The sequence below is a fragment of the Rhizobium sp. P2_G2 genome (assembly GCF_056403555.1).
On record NZ_JBFUFF010000021.1, the window covers coordinates 17,367 to 31,979 of the forward strand.

Annotated in this window: 17 protein-coding genes; 6 read left to right on the forward strand and 11 right to left on the reverse strand. The window is 60.4% G+C overall.

Features of this window, described 5'->3' with window-relative positions; translation table 11 throughout:
* Positions 1-87: 87 nt before the first annotated feature.
* Positions 88-426 carry a Grx4 family monothiol glutaredoxin gene (gene grxD, locus AC1D06_RS17010; RefSeq protein ID WP_477987121.1) on the forward strand — a complete coding sequence of 113 codons (339 nt, stop codon included), beginning with the start codon at positions 88-90 and terminating at the stop codon, positions 424-426.
* A 186-nt stretch (positions 427-612) separates the two neighbouring features.
* On the forward strand, positions 613-1,791 hold the full coding sequence (locus tag AC1D06_RS17015; RefSeq protein ID WP_477878504.1) for a multidrug effflux MFS transporter: 1,179 nt from the start codon (positions 613-615) through the stop codon (positions 1,789-1,791).
* Positions 1,792-1,814: 23 nt separating this feature from the next.
* On the opposite strand, the gene AC1D06_RS17020 is transcribed toward AC1D06_RS17015, so the two are convergent.
* Entirely contained in the window at positions 1,815-2,285 is a 471-nt protein-coding gene (locus tag AC1D06_RS17020) for a VOC family protein (RefSeq protein WP_477878505.1), read from the reverse strand.
* A gap of 287 nt (positions 2,286-2,572) precedes the next feature.
* Between AC1D06_RS17020 and AC1D06_RS17025 the strand changes: the two genes are divergently transcribed.
* Complete coding sequence (locus tag AC1D06_RS17025; RefSeq protein ID WP_477878506.1) at positions 2,573-3,802, forward strand: multidrug effflux MFS transporter; 1,230 nt, start codon at positions 2,573-2,575, stop codon at positions 3,800-3,802.
* Positions 3,803-3,810: 8 nt separating this feature from the next.
* Here the strand turns inward: AC1D06_RS17025 and AC1D06_RS17030 are convergent, their stop codons facing one another.
* The 8 genes from AC1D06_RS17030 to rpsD form a co-directional block, all read right to left on the reverse strand.
* Positions 3,811-4,632, reverse strand: a complete 822-nt coding sequence (locus tag AC1D06_RS17030; protein WP_477987122.1) for an inositol monophosphatase family protein — start codon at positions 4,630-4,632, stop codon at positions 3,811-3,813.
* A gap of 49 nt (positions 4,633-4,681) precedes the next feature.
* Positions 4,682-5,509 (reverse strand): inositol monophosphatase family protein, encoded by an 828-nt coding sequence (locus AC1D06_RS17035; protein WP_477987123.1) that lies wholly within the window; start codon positions 5,507-5,509, stop codon positions 4,682-4,684.
* On the reverse strand, positions 5,506-6,309 hold the full coding sequence (ttcA, locus tag AC1D06_RS17040; RefSeq protein ID WP_477987173.1) for a tRNA 2-thiocytidine(32) synthetase TtcA: 804 nt from the start codon (positions 6,307-6,309) through the stop codon (positions 5,506-5,508). The genes AC1D06_RS17035 and ttcA overlap by 4 nt, the downstream gene beginning before the upstream one ends.
* Before the next feature lie 124 nt (positions 6,310-6,433).
* The gene (locus AC1D06_RS17045; protein WP_477878060.1) at positions 6,434-7,096 is read right to left on the reverse strand and encodes a nucleotidyl transferase AbiEii/AbiGii toxin family protein; all 663 of its coding nucleotides are present in this window, start codon (positions 7,094-7,096) and stop codon (positions 6,434-6,436) included.
* The gene (locus AC1D06_RS17050) at positions 7,096-7,377 is read right to left on the reverse strand and encodes a hypothetical protein (protein WP_477987124.1); all 282 of its coding nucleotides are present in this window, start codon (positions 7,375-7,377) and stop codon (positions 7,096-7,098) included. Before AC1D06_RS17050 ends, AC1D06_RS17045 begins: the two co-directional genes overlap by 1 nt.
* Before the next feature lie 68 nt (positions 7,378-7,445).
* Positions 7,446-8,009, reverse strand: a complete 564-nt coding sequence (locus tag AC1D06_RS17055) for a YceI family protein (RefSeq protein ID WP_477878058.1) — start codon at positions 8,007-8,009, stop codon at positions 7,446-7,448.
* Positions 8,010-8,025: 16 nt separating this feature from the next.
* The gene (locus AC1D06_RS17060; protein ID WP_477987125.1) at positions 8,026-8,613 is read right to left on the reverse strand and encodes a cytochrome b; all 588 of its coding nucleotides are present in this window, start codon (positions 8,611-8,613) and stop codon (positions 8,026-8,028) included.
* A gap of 228 nt (positions 8,614-8,841) precedes the next feature.
* On the reverse strand, positions 8,842-9,459 hold the full coding sequence (rpsD, locus tag AC1D06_RS17065) for a 30S ribosomal protein S4 (protein WP_477878056.1): 618 nt from the start codon (positions 9,457-9,459) through the stop codon (positions 8,842-8,844).
* Positions 9,460-9,848: 389 nt separating this feature from the next.
* On the opposite strand from rpsD, the gene AC1D06_RS17070 reads away from it, so the two are divergent.
* Positions 9,849-10,829 carry a TerC family protein gene (locus AC1D06_RS17070; protein ID WP_477987126.1) on the forward strand — a complete coding sequence of 327 codons (981 nt, stop codon included), beginning with the start codon at positions 9,849-9,851 and terminating at the stop codon, positions 10,827-10,829.
* A gap of 72 nt (positions 10,830-10,901) precedes the next feature.
* The gene (locus tag AC1D06_RS17075; protein WP_477878054.1) at positions 10,902-11,267 is read left to right on the forward strand and encodes an MmcQ/YjbR family DNA-binding protein; all 366 of its coding nucleotides are present in this window, start codon (positions 10,902-10,904) and stop codon (positions 11,265-11,267) included.
* A gap of 87 nt (positions 11,268-11,354) precedes the next feature.
* Here the strand turns inward: AC1D06_RS17075 and AC1D06_RS17080 are convergent, their stop codons facing one another.
* Together AC1D06_RS17080 and AC1D06_RS17085 are read right to left on the reverse strand one after the other, a co-directional pair.
* On the reverse strand, positions 11,355-11,960 hold the full coding sequence (locus tag AC1D06_RS17080) for a PadR family transcriptional regulator (protein ID WP_477987128.1): 606 nt from the start codon (positions 11,958-11,960) through the stop codon (positions 11,355-11,357).
* Positions 11,961-12,299: 339 nt separating this feature from the next.
* A complete protein-coding gene (locus AC1D06_RS17085) occupies positions 12,300-13,808 on the reverse strand; it encodes an AAA family ATPase (RefSeq protein ID WP_477987129.1) in 1,509 nt (502 codons plus the stop codon).
* Positions 13,809-14,035: 227 nt separating this feature from the next.
* On the opposite strand from AC1D06_RS17085, the gene AC1D06_RS17090 reads away from it, so the two are divergent.
* Entirely contained in the window at positions 14,036-14,611 is a 576-nt protein-coding gene (locus AC1D06_RS17090; protein WP_477987130.1) for a flavodoxin domain-containing protein, read from the forward strand.
* Positions 14,612-14,613 lie beyond the last annotated feature (2 nt).

A 14,613-nucleotide genomic window follows, 5' to 3' on the forward strand; every position in this document is an offset into this window, starting at 1 on the left:
CCTTCTGGAAAAAAGCCATGTCGTTGACTATACATAGTGGGATAGCGGCCGGGTCTTGACCCCGGCAGTGCAACAAGGACATGACCTATGAGCGCAATAGAACAATTCATCGACAACGAAGTGAAGAGCAACGACGTGGTTCTCTTCATGAAGGGCACCCCGGATTTCCCGCAATGTGGCTTCTCCGGCCGCGTGGTGCAGATTCTCGACTATGTCGGCGTCGACTATAAGGGCCACAATGTGCTGGCTTCCGACGACCTCCGTCAGGGCATCAAAGCCTATTCCAACTGGCCGACCATTCCGCAGCTCTATGTGAAGGGCGAGTTCGTCGGCGGCTGTGATATCATCAGTGAAATGTTCCAGGACGGTGAGCTGCAGAAGCTGTTTGCCGAGAATGGCGTCGCGCTCAAGGGCGAAGCGGCCTGACCCTTCCGCTTCCGTAAGTCATCTTTATCGCGGGCCGGTTCTCCGGCCCGTAGCTTTTCTGCCTTTCTCCGGCTCGCCACGCACCGCGATCCGATCAATCCTTGCTGCTTCGAGGCGACGATGCACGACACGGCTTCGCAAAACATTGCGGCTGCGCCTTCTTCCAGGTCCAAGTCCAATCTTGGGATGACGGAATTCGTCGCGCTGTGTGCGTCGCTGGCAGCGGTCGCGGCCATGTCGATCGACATCCTGCTGCCAGCGCTGCCGGCCATGGGGCAGGCATTCGGCATCAAGGATGAAAATACCCGCCAACTCGTCATCCTGGTGTTTGCCGTCACCTTTGCGATCAGCCAGCTGTTTTATGGTCCGCTCGCAGACCGGTTCGGGCGCAAGCCGCTGCTGGCGACCGGTCTCTGCCTGTATCTCGTCGGGTCGGTTTCGGCGATGTTCATGACCGAATTTCCCTGGCTGCTCGGCATGCGCGTGCTGCAGGGCATGGGGGCGGCGGCGCTGCAGGTGGTGACGCTCGCCGTGATCCGCGACTGTTTTGCCGGCCAAGCCATGGGCCGGGTGCTGACCTTCGTCTTCACCACCTTCATGATCATCCCGATCATCGCGCCGACCATCGGCCAGTCGATCGAACTCGCCGCCGGCTGGAAGGGCATTTTCATCTTCAATACCGTGGCGGCAACGCTGATCCTCGTCTGGATGTCGACACGTTTGCGCGAAACGCTTGCGATCGGGGACCGGCGGTCATTGGCGCTCGGCAGCCTTGCCGAGGCGCTCGTGGAAATCTGCACCAACCGGATTACGGCCGGCTATGCGGTGGCGAGCACGCTGACGCTTATTTCGCTGTTCTCCTACATCGTCTCCGTCCAGCAGGTCTATGGCGAGCTCTATGGGCTCGGCACGCTGTTTCCGCTGGCATTTGGCGGCTCGTCGGTGGGCGTGGCGATCGCGGCGCTGTTCAGCGCCCGCGTCGTGCGGAAAGTCGGCATGCGGCCGGTGGCGCATGCCACGATGCTGATCTTCACGGCTTCCGGGCTGGTCCTGTTCCTGCTGGCGCTCGCCGGCAATCCACCGTTCTGGCTGACATTTGCGCTGCTTTCAATCTGCATGATGGCGTTCGGCGTGCTGCAGGGCAATGTCAACGCGATCGCGCTTGAGCCGCTTGGCCATATCGCCGGCACGGCCTCGTCACTGTTCGGCGTGGTGACGACGACCATCGGCACCATTGGCGGCGGCGTGGTGGGTCAGGCCTATAACGGCACGGTCGTGCCGCTATCTTTCGCCTTCGGCTTCGGCGGCCTGTTCGCCGTGCTTGCAGTGCTCTGGACAGAGCGCGGCCGGCTGTTCCGGAACTGAGCCGGCCACCTCGTTGTGCGCTTTCAGCCGTTCGCCGCCGCCTCAAGCCCGTCGATGTCGAACTTCACCATTTTGAGCATGGCCTCCATGACGCGCTTGACCTTCGCCTGATCGGGATCGCCCATCAGTTCGCCGAACCGCTTGGGTATGATCTGCCAGGAAAGGCCCCAGCGGTCACGCAGCCATCCACAGTGCTCATAGGACCCGCCCTCGCCCAGCGCCTCCCAGAGACGATCGACTTCCGCCTGGTTGTCGCATTCGACCACGATCGAGAAACTGTGGTTGAAGGGGTCCAGCGGTCCTGCCTCGATAGCCATGTATCGCTGGTCGCCGAGCGTGAAACCGGCAATCCTGACGCTTCCGGCGGGCCCGCTCGGCGTATCGGCGGCCAGCCCGGAAATCCAGCCCACCGATGAGCCCGGTATCAGCGACGTGTAGAAGCGGATAGCGGTTTCCATGTCCTTTTCGAACCAGAGATGCTGCGTGACCTTCATGTCTTCCTCCTTGAACGACGCCCGTGCGAGCTCCGACCTGAGGACGAAGTCTGAGACGAGATCCCGACAACTCGCTTGGAAAAAAGTCGAAGACCTTCATTCCTATTTGTAAGCATGGACTGACCGAGCAGGTTCGACGGGGCGGTCGCCGGCGCCCATCGGCACGATATGCAACATCTGCGAGAATAATCACTCCGCCGTGCGTGATTTATTCCAAACTTGAACTTTTCGCCGTCACATTCAGGGGTTATAAGCCAACCTTACCAATTCCCGCCCGAAGAGAATCCATGTCCGCGCCCGCCCGCCTCATTTCACGTTCCGAATTCATTGCCATGATGGCCTTTCTGATGGCGCTGAATTCGCTCGCCATCGACGTCATGTTACCGGCACTGCCGGCCATGGGCGCGGCGCTGCATGTCGCCCACGAGAACGACCGGCAATTCGTGCTGACCTCCTATCTGGTCGGCTTCGGCATCGCGCAATTGTTCTTCGGGCCGATTTCGGACCGCTACGGCCGGCGGCTGCCGCTCATGGCCGGCATGGCGATCTATGTGGTCGCCGCCGCCTTCGCTGCCATCGCACCGAGCTTCGAGATGCTGCTGGTGTTGCGCTTCATCCAGGGTGTCGGCGCCGCCTCGACGCGGGTCGTGGCGCAATCCGTTGTCCGCGACCGGTTCGAAGGCCGGGTGATGGCCGAGGTCATGTCGCTGATCTTCATGACCTTCATGATTGTCCCGGTGATCGCACCGGCGATCGGCCAGTTGATCATGTTCTCAGGCCATTGGCAGGCGATCTTCATGTTCATGGCGGTGCTTGCCGCCGTCATCCAGGTATGGGCGTTTCTGCGCATGGCGGAGACGATGAAGCCGGAGAACCGCCGACCGCTCAGGATTTCCGTCATTGCCGAGGGTTTTGGGCTGGTCTTCTCCAACAGGTCGGCCTTTTTCTACGGCCTGTCGGCGATGTTCGCGATGGGCGGGCTTTTCGGTTTCATCAGCACGGCGCAGCAGGTCTATGTCGACATTTACGGGCTTGGCGCCTATTTCCCGCTCGCCTTCGCCTTCGTGGCGGCGATGATGGCGGTGTCGTCATTCCTCAATTCGCGCATCGTCGGCGCGCTCGGCATGCGCCGGGTCGCGCACACCGCTCTGATAAGCTTCACGGCGCTCAGCGCCATCTGGATGGTGCTGGCACTGTCCGGCCACCTGCCCTTCCCTATCTTCCTTGCCATCTTCACGCTGGTGATGTTCTGCTTCGGCATGGTCGGATCGAACACGACGACGCTCGCCATGGAGCCGCTCGGCCAGGTGGCCGGCACGGCCTCATCGGTCTTCGGCTTCCTGCAGACAGCCGGTGGTGCCGCACTCGGCGCCATTGTTGGCTACGTCTATGATGGGACGGTGGTGCCGGTGGCCGGCGGTTTCCTCTGCTATGGACTGATCGCCATCGCCTGCGTGCTGTTCGCCGAGAACGGCAAGCTGTTTGGCGTCAGTGCCAAATATGGCGCCAAGGCCTGATTTCTTTTTCAGAACATGAAGATCTCGCGCTTGAGCATATCCCATGTGTCCTTGTCGGTGGTAAGCACCAACCCGCCATCGACATGGCTCGGCAGATAGGGCGAACCGTCCAACCGGGCGGCATAGGCGCCGGCCTCCTGTGAGATCAGCGCTCCGGCCAGATGATCCCAGGGCATTAGCTTGTTGTAGATGAGATAGTGCACATGGCCGGCGGCGAAGGTGCGGTATTCGTGGCCGGCGCAGCGATAGTTCATCAGGAAGCGCAGCTTGGCCATGTTGCTGAGAATGGTCTCGCGCTTGCCGCCGGGGAAATAGCCGGTCGAGGCCATGCCATACATGTCGGCGAGCGGCGCCGGTTCGATGACTTTGAGCTTGCGGCGATGCCCGTCGGGCTGAACCTGCCAAGCGCCGGCGCCCTTCTCGGCCAGAACCCAATCGTCGCCCATCGGGTCATAAATGACGCCGGCCACCGTCTCGCCACCGGAAACCACCGAGGCCATGACGGCGAAAAGCGGAATGCCCGAGGCGAAATTGAAGGTGCCGTCGATCGGATCAATCACCAGCGCCAGATCGGCATCGGCAAGTTTCGGCAGCAGTGCCGGGTCGTGAGCGACTGATTCTTCGCCGACAAACAATGCGCCAGGCAGGACCGAATCGAGCCGCGCCTTGATATAGCGCTCGGCCGCTTCGTCGCCTTCGGTGACCAGGTCGGAGGCTTCGGTCTTGATCCGGATGTCACCCTCGCCGAGCCGACGGAAGCGCGGCAGGATTTCCGCCTTGGCAGCGTCGCGCAGCAGGTTGGAGAGAGCCTCGATGTCGAGTTTCAGCATGATCGTCGAATCCTTTCAAAGGTTTCGGGCCGAAGCCTGAGAGATTGAATCACGCCCGGACGACTTCGCGCAGGATTTCCTGCCAAAGCTCTTCATTCGGCGCGGAGAGAATGCCACCCTCGGTTTCGCCGGGTCGATAGGGCGAGCCATCGTGTTTGGCTGTATAACCGCCGGCCTCCTGGTGGATCAGCACGCCGGCCAGATGGTCCCAGGGCATCAGCTTGAAATGGCCGATGAAGTCGACCTTGCCGGTCGCCGTCAGCCAATATTCGTATGCCGAGCAGTTATAGCCGAAGGCCATCTTCGTCTTGCAGAGATTGCCGGCGATACGGGTGCGGTCCTGGCGATCGATGTCGTTGATCGAGATCGTACCGACCATTTGCGACAAAGCGCGCGGCGCCATCACCTTGGCGATTGTCTCCGTGCCGGCATACGATATCAGGCGCGTCCCTGCCCCTTTGGTCGCGACCAACGTATCGCCCAGCACCGGATCATGGATCAGGCCGGCAACGGTCTCGCTCTTGACGACGACGGCGAGGATGGTGCCGAAGACCGGCAGGCCGGCGGTGAAATTGAAGGTGCCGTCGACCGGATCGATGACGAAAGCGAGATCCGCGTCGGGAAGTGCCGAGAGCAGCCCCGGATTGGTCTCGTAGGCCTCTTCGCCGAGAACCAATGCATTTGGGAAACGCTGCTTGAGCCGGGCGGTAATGTGCTTTTCCGCCAGCAGGTCGGCATCGGTGACGAGATCGATCGAGGATTTCTTCTCGCTGATGTCGCCGCTGCCCAGCGCGCGGAAACGCGGCAGGATTTCGGTCTCGCCTGCCTCGCGCACGATTGCACGCAGGAAATCAATGTCATGATCGGCAAAATTCATCGCGTCAGCCCGGCAAATTCGAAGAGTTTCGGATCGAGCATGTGCGACGGGTTGATATGGCCGAGCGCGCGCAGCATCACATCCTTGCGACCGGGCATGCGTGTCTCGATGTCGCTGAGCATCGCCTTCATCGCATTGCGCTGCAAGCCATCCTGCGAGCCGCAGAGGTCGCAGGGGATGATCGGGAACTGCATGGCCGCGGCGAAGCGGGCGAGATCGTCCTCGGCGCAGAAGCTGAGCGGCCGCATGACCATCAGGTCGCCTTCGTCATTCAGCAGTTTCGGCGGCATCGCCGCCATGCGGCCGCCATGGATGAAATTCATGAAGAAGGTTTCGAGGATATCCTCGCGATGATGGCCGAGCACCACGGCCTCGCAACCCTCCTCGCGCGCGATACGATAGAGATTGCCGCGGCGCAGCCGCGAGCAGAGCGAGCAATAGGTGGCTCCTTCCGGCACCCTCTCCTTCACGATCGAATAGGTGTCCCGGTATTCGATGCGATGCGCGACGCCGAGGGAATTCAGATAATCCGGCAGGATATGTTTCGGGAAATTCGGCTGTCCCTGGTCGAGATTGCAGGCCAGAAGGTCGACCGGCAGCAGGCCGCGCCATTTGAGTTCCAGGAGCAGCGCCAGCAGGCCGTAGGAATCCTTGCCGCCCGATAGGCAGACAAGCCAACGCTTCTGGCCGTTCAGCATGCCGAAATCATCGATCGCCTGGCGCAGATTGCGCATCAGGCGCTTTCTCAGCTTGTTGAAATTGCTCGATTGCGGCGCATGCCGGTAGAGCGCTTCCATCATCGAGTCGCCGGCAAAGCCAAGGCCATCTTCGTCGTCGCGCGGAGCATCCGGATTGGTGGTCAGCATAGGCATGTGCCTTCGGTGGAAATGGGTCGATGAGGCAATAGCCTATTGCTGCGATGCGTCAAGGATGTTTCGAGGCCGCGCTCCGAAGAACCGCAAGAGCATGGTCGACCGCCGAATGTTGCAAATGTTCGAACGACGGCAAGATCTGTAGATCACTGATGACACTTTCGAGATAGTCGCGATTTTGCCTTTCGATTGCCGCGATCGCCAATGGGACTTTTTCGACTACATCGGCGAGAGCAGCGTCCACATCCGATCGAAAAACAAAAGCGGCGGCAGCCAGATCGAAGATGTCGCGCGGCGTGATGTTGGCACCTCGGTGGAAAATCTTCTTGGCGATAATCTCTCCGACAGTCTCCAACAATATCTGCCGGCCTTCGATCAGAGTCTTGGAAAACGGGCGTGATGTGACTTGACGGCTGACGATGAAGTCGACTTCGCCAAGTTCCGCAAAGACAAGCTTTTGAAATGTGCTGCCATCTCCTCCGTAATTTCTCGGCATGATTTCAAAGCGGAAAGTTGCCTTCCTCGGATCAAGAAAAGCCAGCAACTGCCCGTCTTCAATAAAGATATCGACGTCGTGGCTATGACGGTGGTGGATTTGCAGCATCAAAGCCGTGCCGCCGCCCAGCGTCCACTCCTCGATGATCGGAAACTCGGAATTCACCTGATCGATCACATCGCAGGCGATTGCGAAAAGCTTTGACCAGTCCGTCAGCATCAAGCCGCCGCGGCACCTGGCCAAGGCTGACCAGACCATGTCGTGAACTGCGCTGCCAATTGCGCTAAAGCCGCTTCAGACAGGCCATGAGCGATCGCGAACTGTTTCTGCAAAGCAACCGGAACGTCATAGAAGAAGGACGATACCGGCCCTGCCGCCTCCTTGRCCAGCGACAAGTTTAGAATTGCCTCTGCAAGCTCGTCGCCACCCAATTTCCGGGCGTACGGGGCATTCACCGTTCCCAATACCAAGATATCGATATCGCTCTTCGACTGGCTCAAAAGATTTTACCTCGTTGAAATTTTCATTCTAGGTCGAATTTCGCCTGAAGCAACGGGATTCATTCGTTTCACATCTTCTGCCCGACCAGGTCCATGTCCAGCACCACCATGTTGGAATAGATCGGCGTGCCGACATCCATGTTGAACATGGCGCGCGACAGTTTGCCGGTGACGTGGAATTTCAGCATTTTGCCTTGCTGTCCCTTGAAGGTGATCGAAAACTTCGTCGGTCGCGTGACGCCCTTGGCCGAGAGCTGGCCGTCGATGCTGGCGCTGTTGCCGCCCGTGCGTGCCACGGTGGTGGATCTGAAGCTCACCGTCGGATGCTCGGCGACGTCGAAAACCGGTTCGGACTTGATGAATTCCTCGATGCGCGGATCGGCGGCCGTGACGCTCGCCGGCAGCAGCGAAAACTCCACCTTCGAGCGCCCGATCGCCTTGTCGATCTGGAACACGCCCTTGAACTGGCGGAATTCGCCCTCGATCGAGGCGCCGCCGGCCTGGGCCACGGAAAAATGGATATGCGATGATGACAGGACCCGGTAACGGCCCGCCACGTCTGAAAGCTCGTCGGCATGGGCGGTTGCGGTCGACAGGACGACGACGAGTGCGGTAACGGCCGATTTCAGCATGGGAACTCCAGTATGTCTATTCGGGCGCGCCTTCCTTGCCCGCGTAACCGGGCCTCAGCATGCGGAGCAATATCGCGTCCTTGTGGTGAAAATGATGCCTGAGCGCGGCGAGGATGTGTACCGCGGCCAGGAAGATGGCGGTATAGGCAAGAAAGCCGTGGATGCTGGTCCACATCTGTTCGGCGCTCCGCGACACGCCAAGCGGCAGCGAAGGAATGACGAACAGGTGGAAATACCAGGTGGCGATCGGCAGCGTCGAGGTCGACACGACAGCCCAACCGGTCAGCGGCACGACGAACAGTGCCACATAGAGCGCGACATGGGCGCCGTTTGCCAGCTGCCTTTCGCCGCCTGGCATGGTGTCGGGCAGTTTCGGGCGTTTCGATGTCAGCGCCCAGGCGAGGCGTAGAATGGCCAGACCCAGAATGGTGAAGCCGACCGATTTGTGCAGTTGGTAGAGATTGTACTGCTCCAGCACATCCTTGATGTTCATCAGGCCGACCATGTACCAGCCGAGCGCGAACTGGCAGAGAAACAGCGCGGCCATGATCCAGTGGAAGAGAACCGAGACGAGGCCCCAGGAGCGGGTTGTATTGCGGATCATGGACTTCTTTCATTTCAGCGCCAACCATCCGGTTATGCCTCGGCTACCGGTCTCTCGGCAAGAGACCAGCGTGGGCTCGCAGCATCCGCAAAATCTCCGAAGATTCAAATCACTTGCGTTCGAACCTTCGTGATCGAAACGAGAGGCGCCGTGTAGAACGCGAAAAGGAACATGAAAAAAGCCGCCCTTGAGAGGCGGCTTTTTCCGTCTTGATCGGCTGAAAAGGGATCAGCGCGAATAGAATTCGATGACCAGATGCGGTTCCATGATGACCGGATACGGAACGTCGGCGAGGCCGGGGACGCGGGCCAGAGTGGCCTTCATCTTGGAATGGTCGGCTTCGATATAATCCGGAACGTCGCGCTCAGCGAGACCGACCGATTCGAGCACGATAACCAGCTGCTTGGACTTTTCGCGCACTTCGATCACGTCGCCGGCCTTGCAGCGGTAGGAACCGATATTGACACGCACGCCGTTGACGTTGACGTGGCCGTGGTTGACGAACTGGCGGGCCGCGAAAATGGTCGGCACGAACTTGGCGCGGTAGACGATGGCGTCGAGGCGCGATTCGAGCAGGCCGATCAGGTTTTCCGGGGTATCGCCCTTGCGGCGCGACGCTTCTTCGTAGGTGGCGCGGAACTGCTTCTCGGAGATATCGCCGTAGTAGCCCTTGAGCTTCTGCTTGGCACGCAGCTGCACGCCGAAGTCGGAAAGCTTGCCCTTGCGGCGCTGGCCGTGCTGGCCGGGGCCGTATTCGCGGCGGTTGACCGGGGACTTCGGGCGGCCCCAGATATTCTCGCCCATGCGGCGGTCGATCTTGTACTTAGACGATGCGCGTTTGCTCATCGTATTTCCTTTCTGTTATCAAGCGGTCAAAAACCGCGCTTATTGTTCAAGGAAACACGCCCTCCTCTGAGACTGCCTTGCGGCCGCCTCTGACAGGTTTCTCGCATTCGCGAATGGAGAAGCCACGGGACATGCTCTGCTTCCTCCGGCTTGCAGGCCAAAAGAAACGAAACACCGGGCATTGCGGCCCGGAGTTGAGCGGCTTCTATGAGCTTGTTTCAGAATTGTCAACGTCTTGAGCGGGAAATTCCTGCCCCCGCCCTTGAAAGCCGATCGCACGCTTCCCAATTGCGATGGGCACCAAGGATCCGGGCCCCTCTGGCGTGAATTCCGGGCATCACGTGATGTCGGGTCCTGCAAGCCAACCGCCGCCCGGTCCTGGTTGACTGATGCACTTCCTTAATCTCGATCTGTTCGGCACGCCCGCCTGGATGTGGGCCGTGTTCCTGTCGCTCGTGCTCGCCCTTCTGGCGCTCGACCTCGGCGTGCTCCACAAGAGTTCGCGCGAGATCGGCATCAAGGAGAGCCTCGTGCTTTCCGCCTTCTATATCACGGTCGGCGTGATGTTCGGCGGCTTTGTCTGGTATCAATCCGGCCAGCAGCCGGCGCTTGAATATCTCACCGGCTTCGTGGTCGAGAAATCGCTGGCGATGGACAATATCTTCATCATCGCCACCATCTTTTCCTATTTTGCCATCCCACGCCAATACCAGCATCGGGTACTGCTCTACGGCATTCTGGGCGTGATCGTGTTGCGCGGCATCATGATTGCCGGCGGGGCGGCGATCGTCGAGAATTTTCATTGGGTTCTTTATCTGTTTGCCGGTTTCCTGGTGATCACCGGCATTCGCATGCTGTTTTCGTCGGGCCATGAGACCGATCTCGGAAACAATGCGGTGCTGACCTTCCTGCGCCGGCATCTGCCGGTAACGCAACAGCTGCACGGCGAGCGATTTGCCGTCCGTGAGGCAGACCCGAAGTCGGGTCGACTGAAGACCTTGATCACGCCGCTGCTGCTGGCATTGATCATGGTCGAACTCGCCGACCTCGTCTTTGCCGTCGACTCGATCCCGGCGATCTTCGCGATCACCACCGACCCGTTCATCGTCTACACGTCCAACATTTTCGCCATTCTCGGCCTGCGTGCTCTCTATTTCGCACTTGCCGCTCTGGTGCATCGCTTCGCCTATCTGAAATACGCGCTTGCCGCGGTGCTGATCTTCGTCGGTTCGAAGATCTTCGTTGCCGACATGCTCGGCATCGCCAAGATCCCGCCGATGCTGTCGCTTGGCGTGACCATGGCGCTGCTGGCGGCCGGCGTTTTCGGCTCGATGTGGGCGACGCGCAACGAGAAGGTCGCACACGGCTGACGGCATCTCGATTCCGATTGAACACGGGTCGTGGCTGCGCCAAGCTGACATAAAACAGAATCGGGAGGTCCTATGTCGCTGTTCGAGAAGAAAGGGTTCGACGCGTTTGCGGGATCGCTCGCCGGCGTCACATTCGTCGACCAGTGGGAATCGCGGGTCGCCAAGGTTGGCGGCAAGGTGTTTACGCTGCTCAGCCAATGGGGTGGCCGCGGCGAGCAGATCGTGTTCAAATGCACCGAGGAGACATTCGAAATCCTCACGGCCATGGATGACATCCAGCAGGCACCCTATTTCGCCAAACGGCAATGGATAACGGTTGCGGAAAAGGCCGAACTGCCACGGGACGATCTCGAAACGTATATCCGGCGGTCCTACAAGCTGGTCGCAAAAGGGCTGACGAAGAAAGTGCGGACGGAACTGGGCATCGAGATCGATTAAGCGCCCGTCGCTCTATTATCCAAACGATTCGACGGCTGCCCGATAATGGCAAGTCCCGGGCGCCCGGGACTTTGGTCGAGGAAATGGTCAGATTTCCTCGATCTTGCGTGCGGTTTCATCGAGCAGCTTCGTCAGTGTGCTGATCTGCTCCGTCGAGAGATTGCCGCTGCGCGCCTTCATCGCCAGTGCCGTCCGGAAATTGTCGATGGCGCGCATGATGCGCGGATCGCGCTCCGGCTTGGCGGCTGACCGGATCGCCTCGAAGCGTGCGAACACTGCGTCTATCGCTTTGCGATTTTCCTCAAGTGTCGCCCGCCCGGCTTCGGTGGCGGTATAGAGCTTCTTGGCTCCATCCGTCGCCTGGACCTCGATGTCACCGGTTTCTTCGAGCAGCGTCAGCGTCGGGTAGATGACGCCGGCGCTCGGCGCGTAAAGGCCTGATGTCCGCTCTTCGAGCTCCTTGATGATTTCGTAGCCGTGGCGCGGCTGTTCGGCGACGAGCGCCAGGATCACAAGCCGCAGCATGCCGTGTTCGAAGAAGCGCCCACCGCGGCTGAACGGCCCGCCAGGACCGGGGCCGAAGCCGCTGTCCTCATCGTGGCTGAAGAACGGATGGCCGAAGCCGCTCCGTCGCGCAAAATCGAAGCGATCATGGCCGCCGTGGTCACATCGTCCTCTGAAATGTCCAAACATCTGATATCTCCAATCGTGTTTCGATACGATTTCGATATATCTTTTCGTACTCTGGATTTCAAGATTTCGATATATCTTTTTATATCTTTTTCTCGGCAAGCCGAAATCGCTCTTCTTGGCAGCCGCCAAGAAGAGCCTGCATGCGGCGTTCTGGGGACGGATAAATCTCGAAATTCAACTGGCAGGCAGTCACGCCCACCGCGGAGGCTAGCGGCACGCAGTTTGCCTACGTCGGCGATGTCGCCAACGTTGATCTACTTCGCGCCAGCAGCTGACTGGTAAATGGAAAAGGGGCTGCCGCAACACGCAGCGGCGTCTCGTCTGCAATGGTTTTGGGTTTCACTCGGCCGCAAGCCGGCCTTCAACCTCGGGCGCATCCGGATTGCCCGGTGCGGTCTCGACGCCGAGATCCGGGAAGGCGACGATCCGGTGACCGGCGCGGTCCTGGTGGACGACGACCAGGCTCTGCTCCTCGAAATAGCCGATCAGGCGGCGGGCGCGGCGCACCGAATGGGTGCCGTAGCTACGGGCGATAGCGGCGTCCGAGGGGCATGGATGGCCGCATAGCGCGGCATTGGCGAGCATCAGGAACACGGCCTTGAGGTCATCGGCGACGGCATGGCTGAGCTCGAGTGCCCTGCCCCAGGCTTCGGATGCCTGCATCTCCTCGTCGGCGCCGGAGCGGTTCACGGCAAGCCGGAAGCGGAAATCCGGCAGCGATACCGTGGTGCCCGAGAGCCGCCGGATGCGGCAGCGGACAAGGAAATCCTGGTAGAGTTCGGCATCGCTGCGGAAGGCGGAGTCGGCGCCGGCAAGCACATCGGCAAGCGCGCCAGCGATCAATTCGTCGCGCTCTTCCGGCGTCAGTTCAGCGCGTTTTGGACGCGTCTCGACAGGTTCTGCTTCCTCGGAGCGCGGACGGGATAGCTCGGCCATGATGTCGGTCGACGGGCGCGGCGCCGGCTGGATGTAGCGCGGGATCGGCCTGGCGAATTCGGCCGGATCCGGCGTCAGGATCAGATCGGCGGCATCGGCACTCGCCTCCGGCAGCGGCATCAGCTTGGGGCTCGACGACCGCGCGGAGGTTTCGACCGTGCCGATCTCGACCTTGACCGGCCGCTTGGTCAGCGCCGGGCCAAGGGCGACGAAGGAGCCGCGCGGCAGGTCGCGGAACATTTCCGCCTGGCGGCGATCGAGGCCGAGCAGGTCGGCGGCGCGGGCCATGTCGATATCGAGGAAAGTGCGGCCCATCAGAAAGTTCGAGGCTTCGGCGGCAACATTCTTGGCGAGCTTGGCGAGCCGCTGGGTGGCGATGACACCGGCGAGCCCGCGCTTTCGCCCGCGGCACATGAGGTTGGTCATGGCGCCAAGCGACAGCCGCCGCACTTCGTCGGCCACTTCGCCGCTTGCCGCCGGTGCAAAGAGCTGGGCTTCGTCGACGACGACCAGAACCGGATACCAGAAATCACGATCGGCATCGAAAAGGGCATTGAGGAAGATGGCCGCCATGCGCATCTGCTCTTCGGCGTCGAGACCTTCGAGCGACAGTACGCAAGAGACGCGATGCTGGCGCACCCGAGCAGCGATACCGACGAGTTCCGCCTCGGTGCGTTCGCCCTCGATTGCCACATGGCCGTAGCGATCGGCAAGCGTGACGAAATCGCCTTCGGGATCGACGATCACCTGCTGCACCCAGCCGGCGGATTGTTCGAGCAGGCGGCGCAAGAGATGCGACTTGCCCGACCCGGAATTGCCTTGCACCAGGAGGCGCGTCGCCAGCAATTCCTCAAGATCGAGCATCGAGCGTTCGCCGCCCGAACCCTTGCCCATATCGATGCCTGCCGTCATTGCCTTCCTCGTCGTCCGCCAATCGCTGTCATAGCAAGGATTCGCCTGATCGCGCGAGCGAAATGGACGCTACCCACAGGCTTGTGGCGCCCAATCCGACTATCAGCAGGCGTGGGACAAAATGCTGGGGCTTGCGCGATTTCACAAAAATGACGGGTGATTGATCTCCGTCAAAGCCGAAGGCAGGCCTCAAGCGCAAGCTGCCGATCAACGTGAAAGACAGGCTCATGAAATATTTCATCGCCTATACGACCGTCGAAGGCCAGACGCGCAAGATCGCTGAGACGATCGCCAGTACGATCGAAAACGGCGGCGACCGCGTCCTCATCATGAACATCTCGGACATGTACGAACATACGCTCGAACAGCCCGACGGCGTCATCCTTTGCGCGCCGATCCATGCGAGCCGCTACCCGTCCGCGCTCGCGGATTTCGTGCGTCGCGAAGCTGAGTGGCTCAATGCCGTTCCGTCCGCCTTCGTCTCGGTGTCGCTGTCGATCGTCAGCCAGAACGAAGACGAACGGACCGAAGCACAAGGGATTGCCGAACGGCTTTTGGCTGAGAGCGGCTGGTCGCCGACGCTCGTCCATCACGCTGCAGGTGCGCTGCGCTATATCGAATATGACTTTTTCAAGCGCTGGATGGCGCGCCGACTTGCCGACAGTCGCGGCGCCCCGGTGGATTCCAGCCGCGATTACGAGTTCACCGATTGGGCGTCACTCGCCTCGTTTGTCGACGATTTTGTGCGAGGCGTTGCGAAATCAAAAGGTCCAGCCGAGCCGCCAAACGCGGCCCTGGCCTGAGG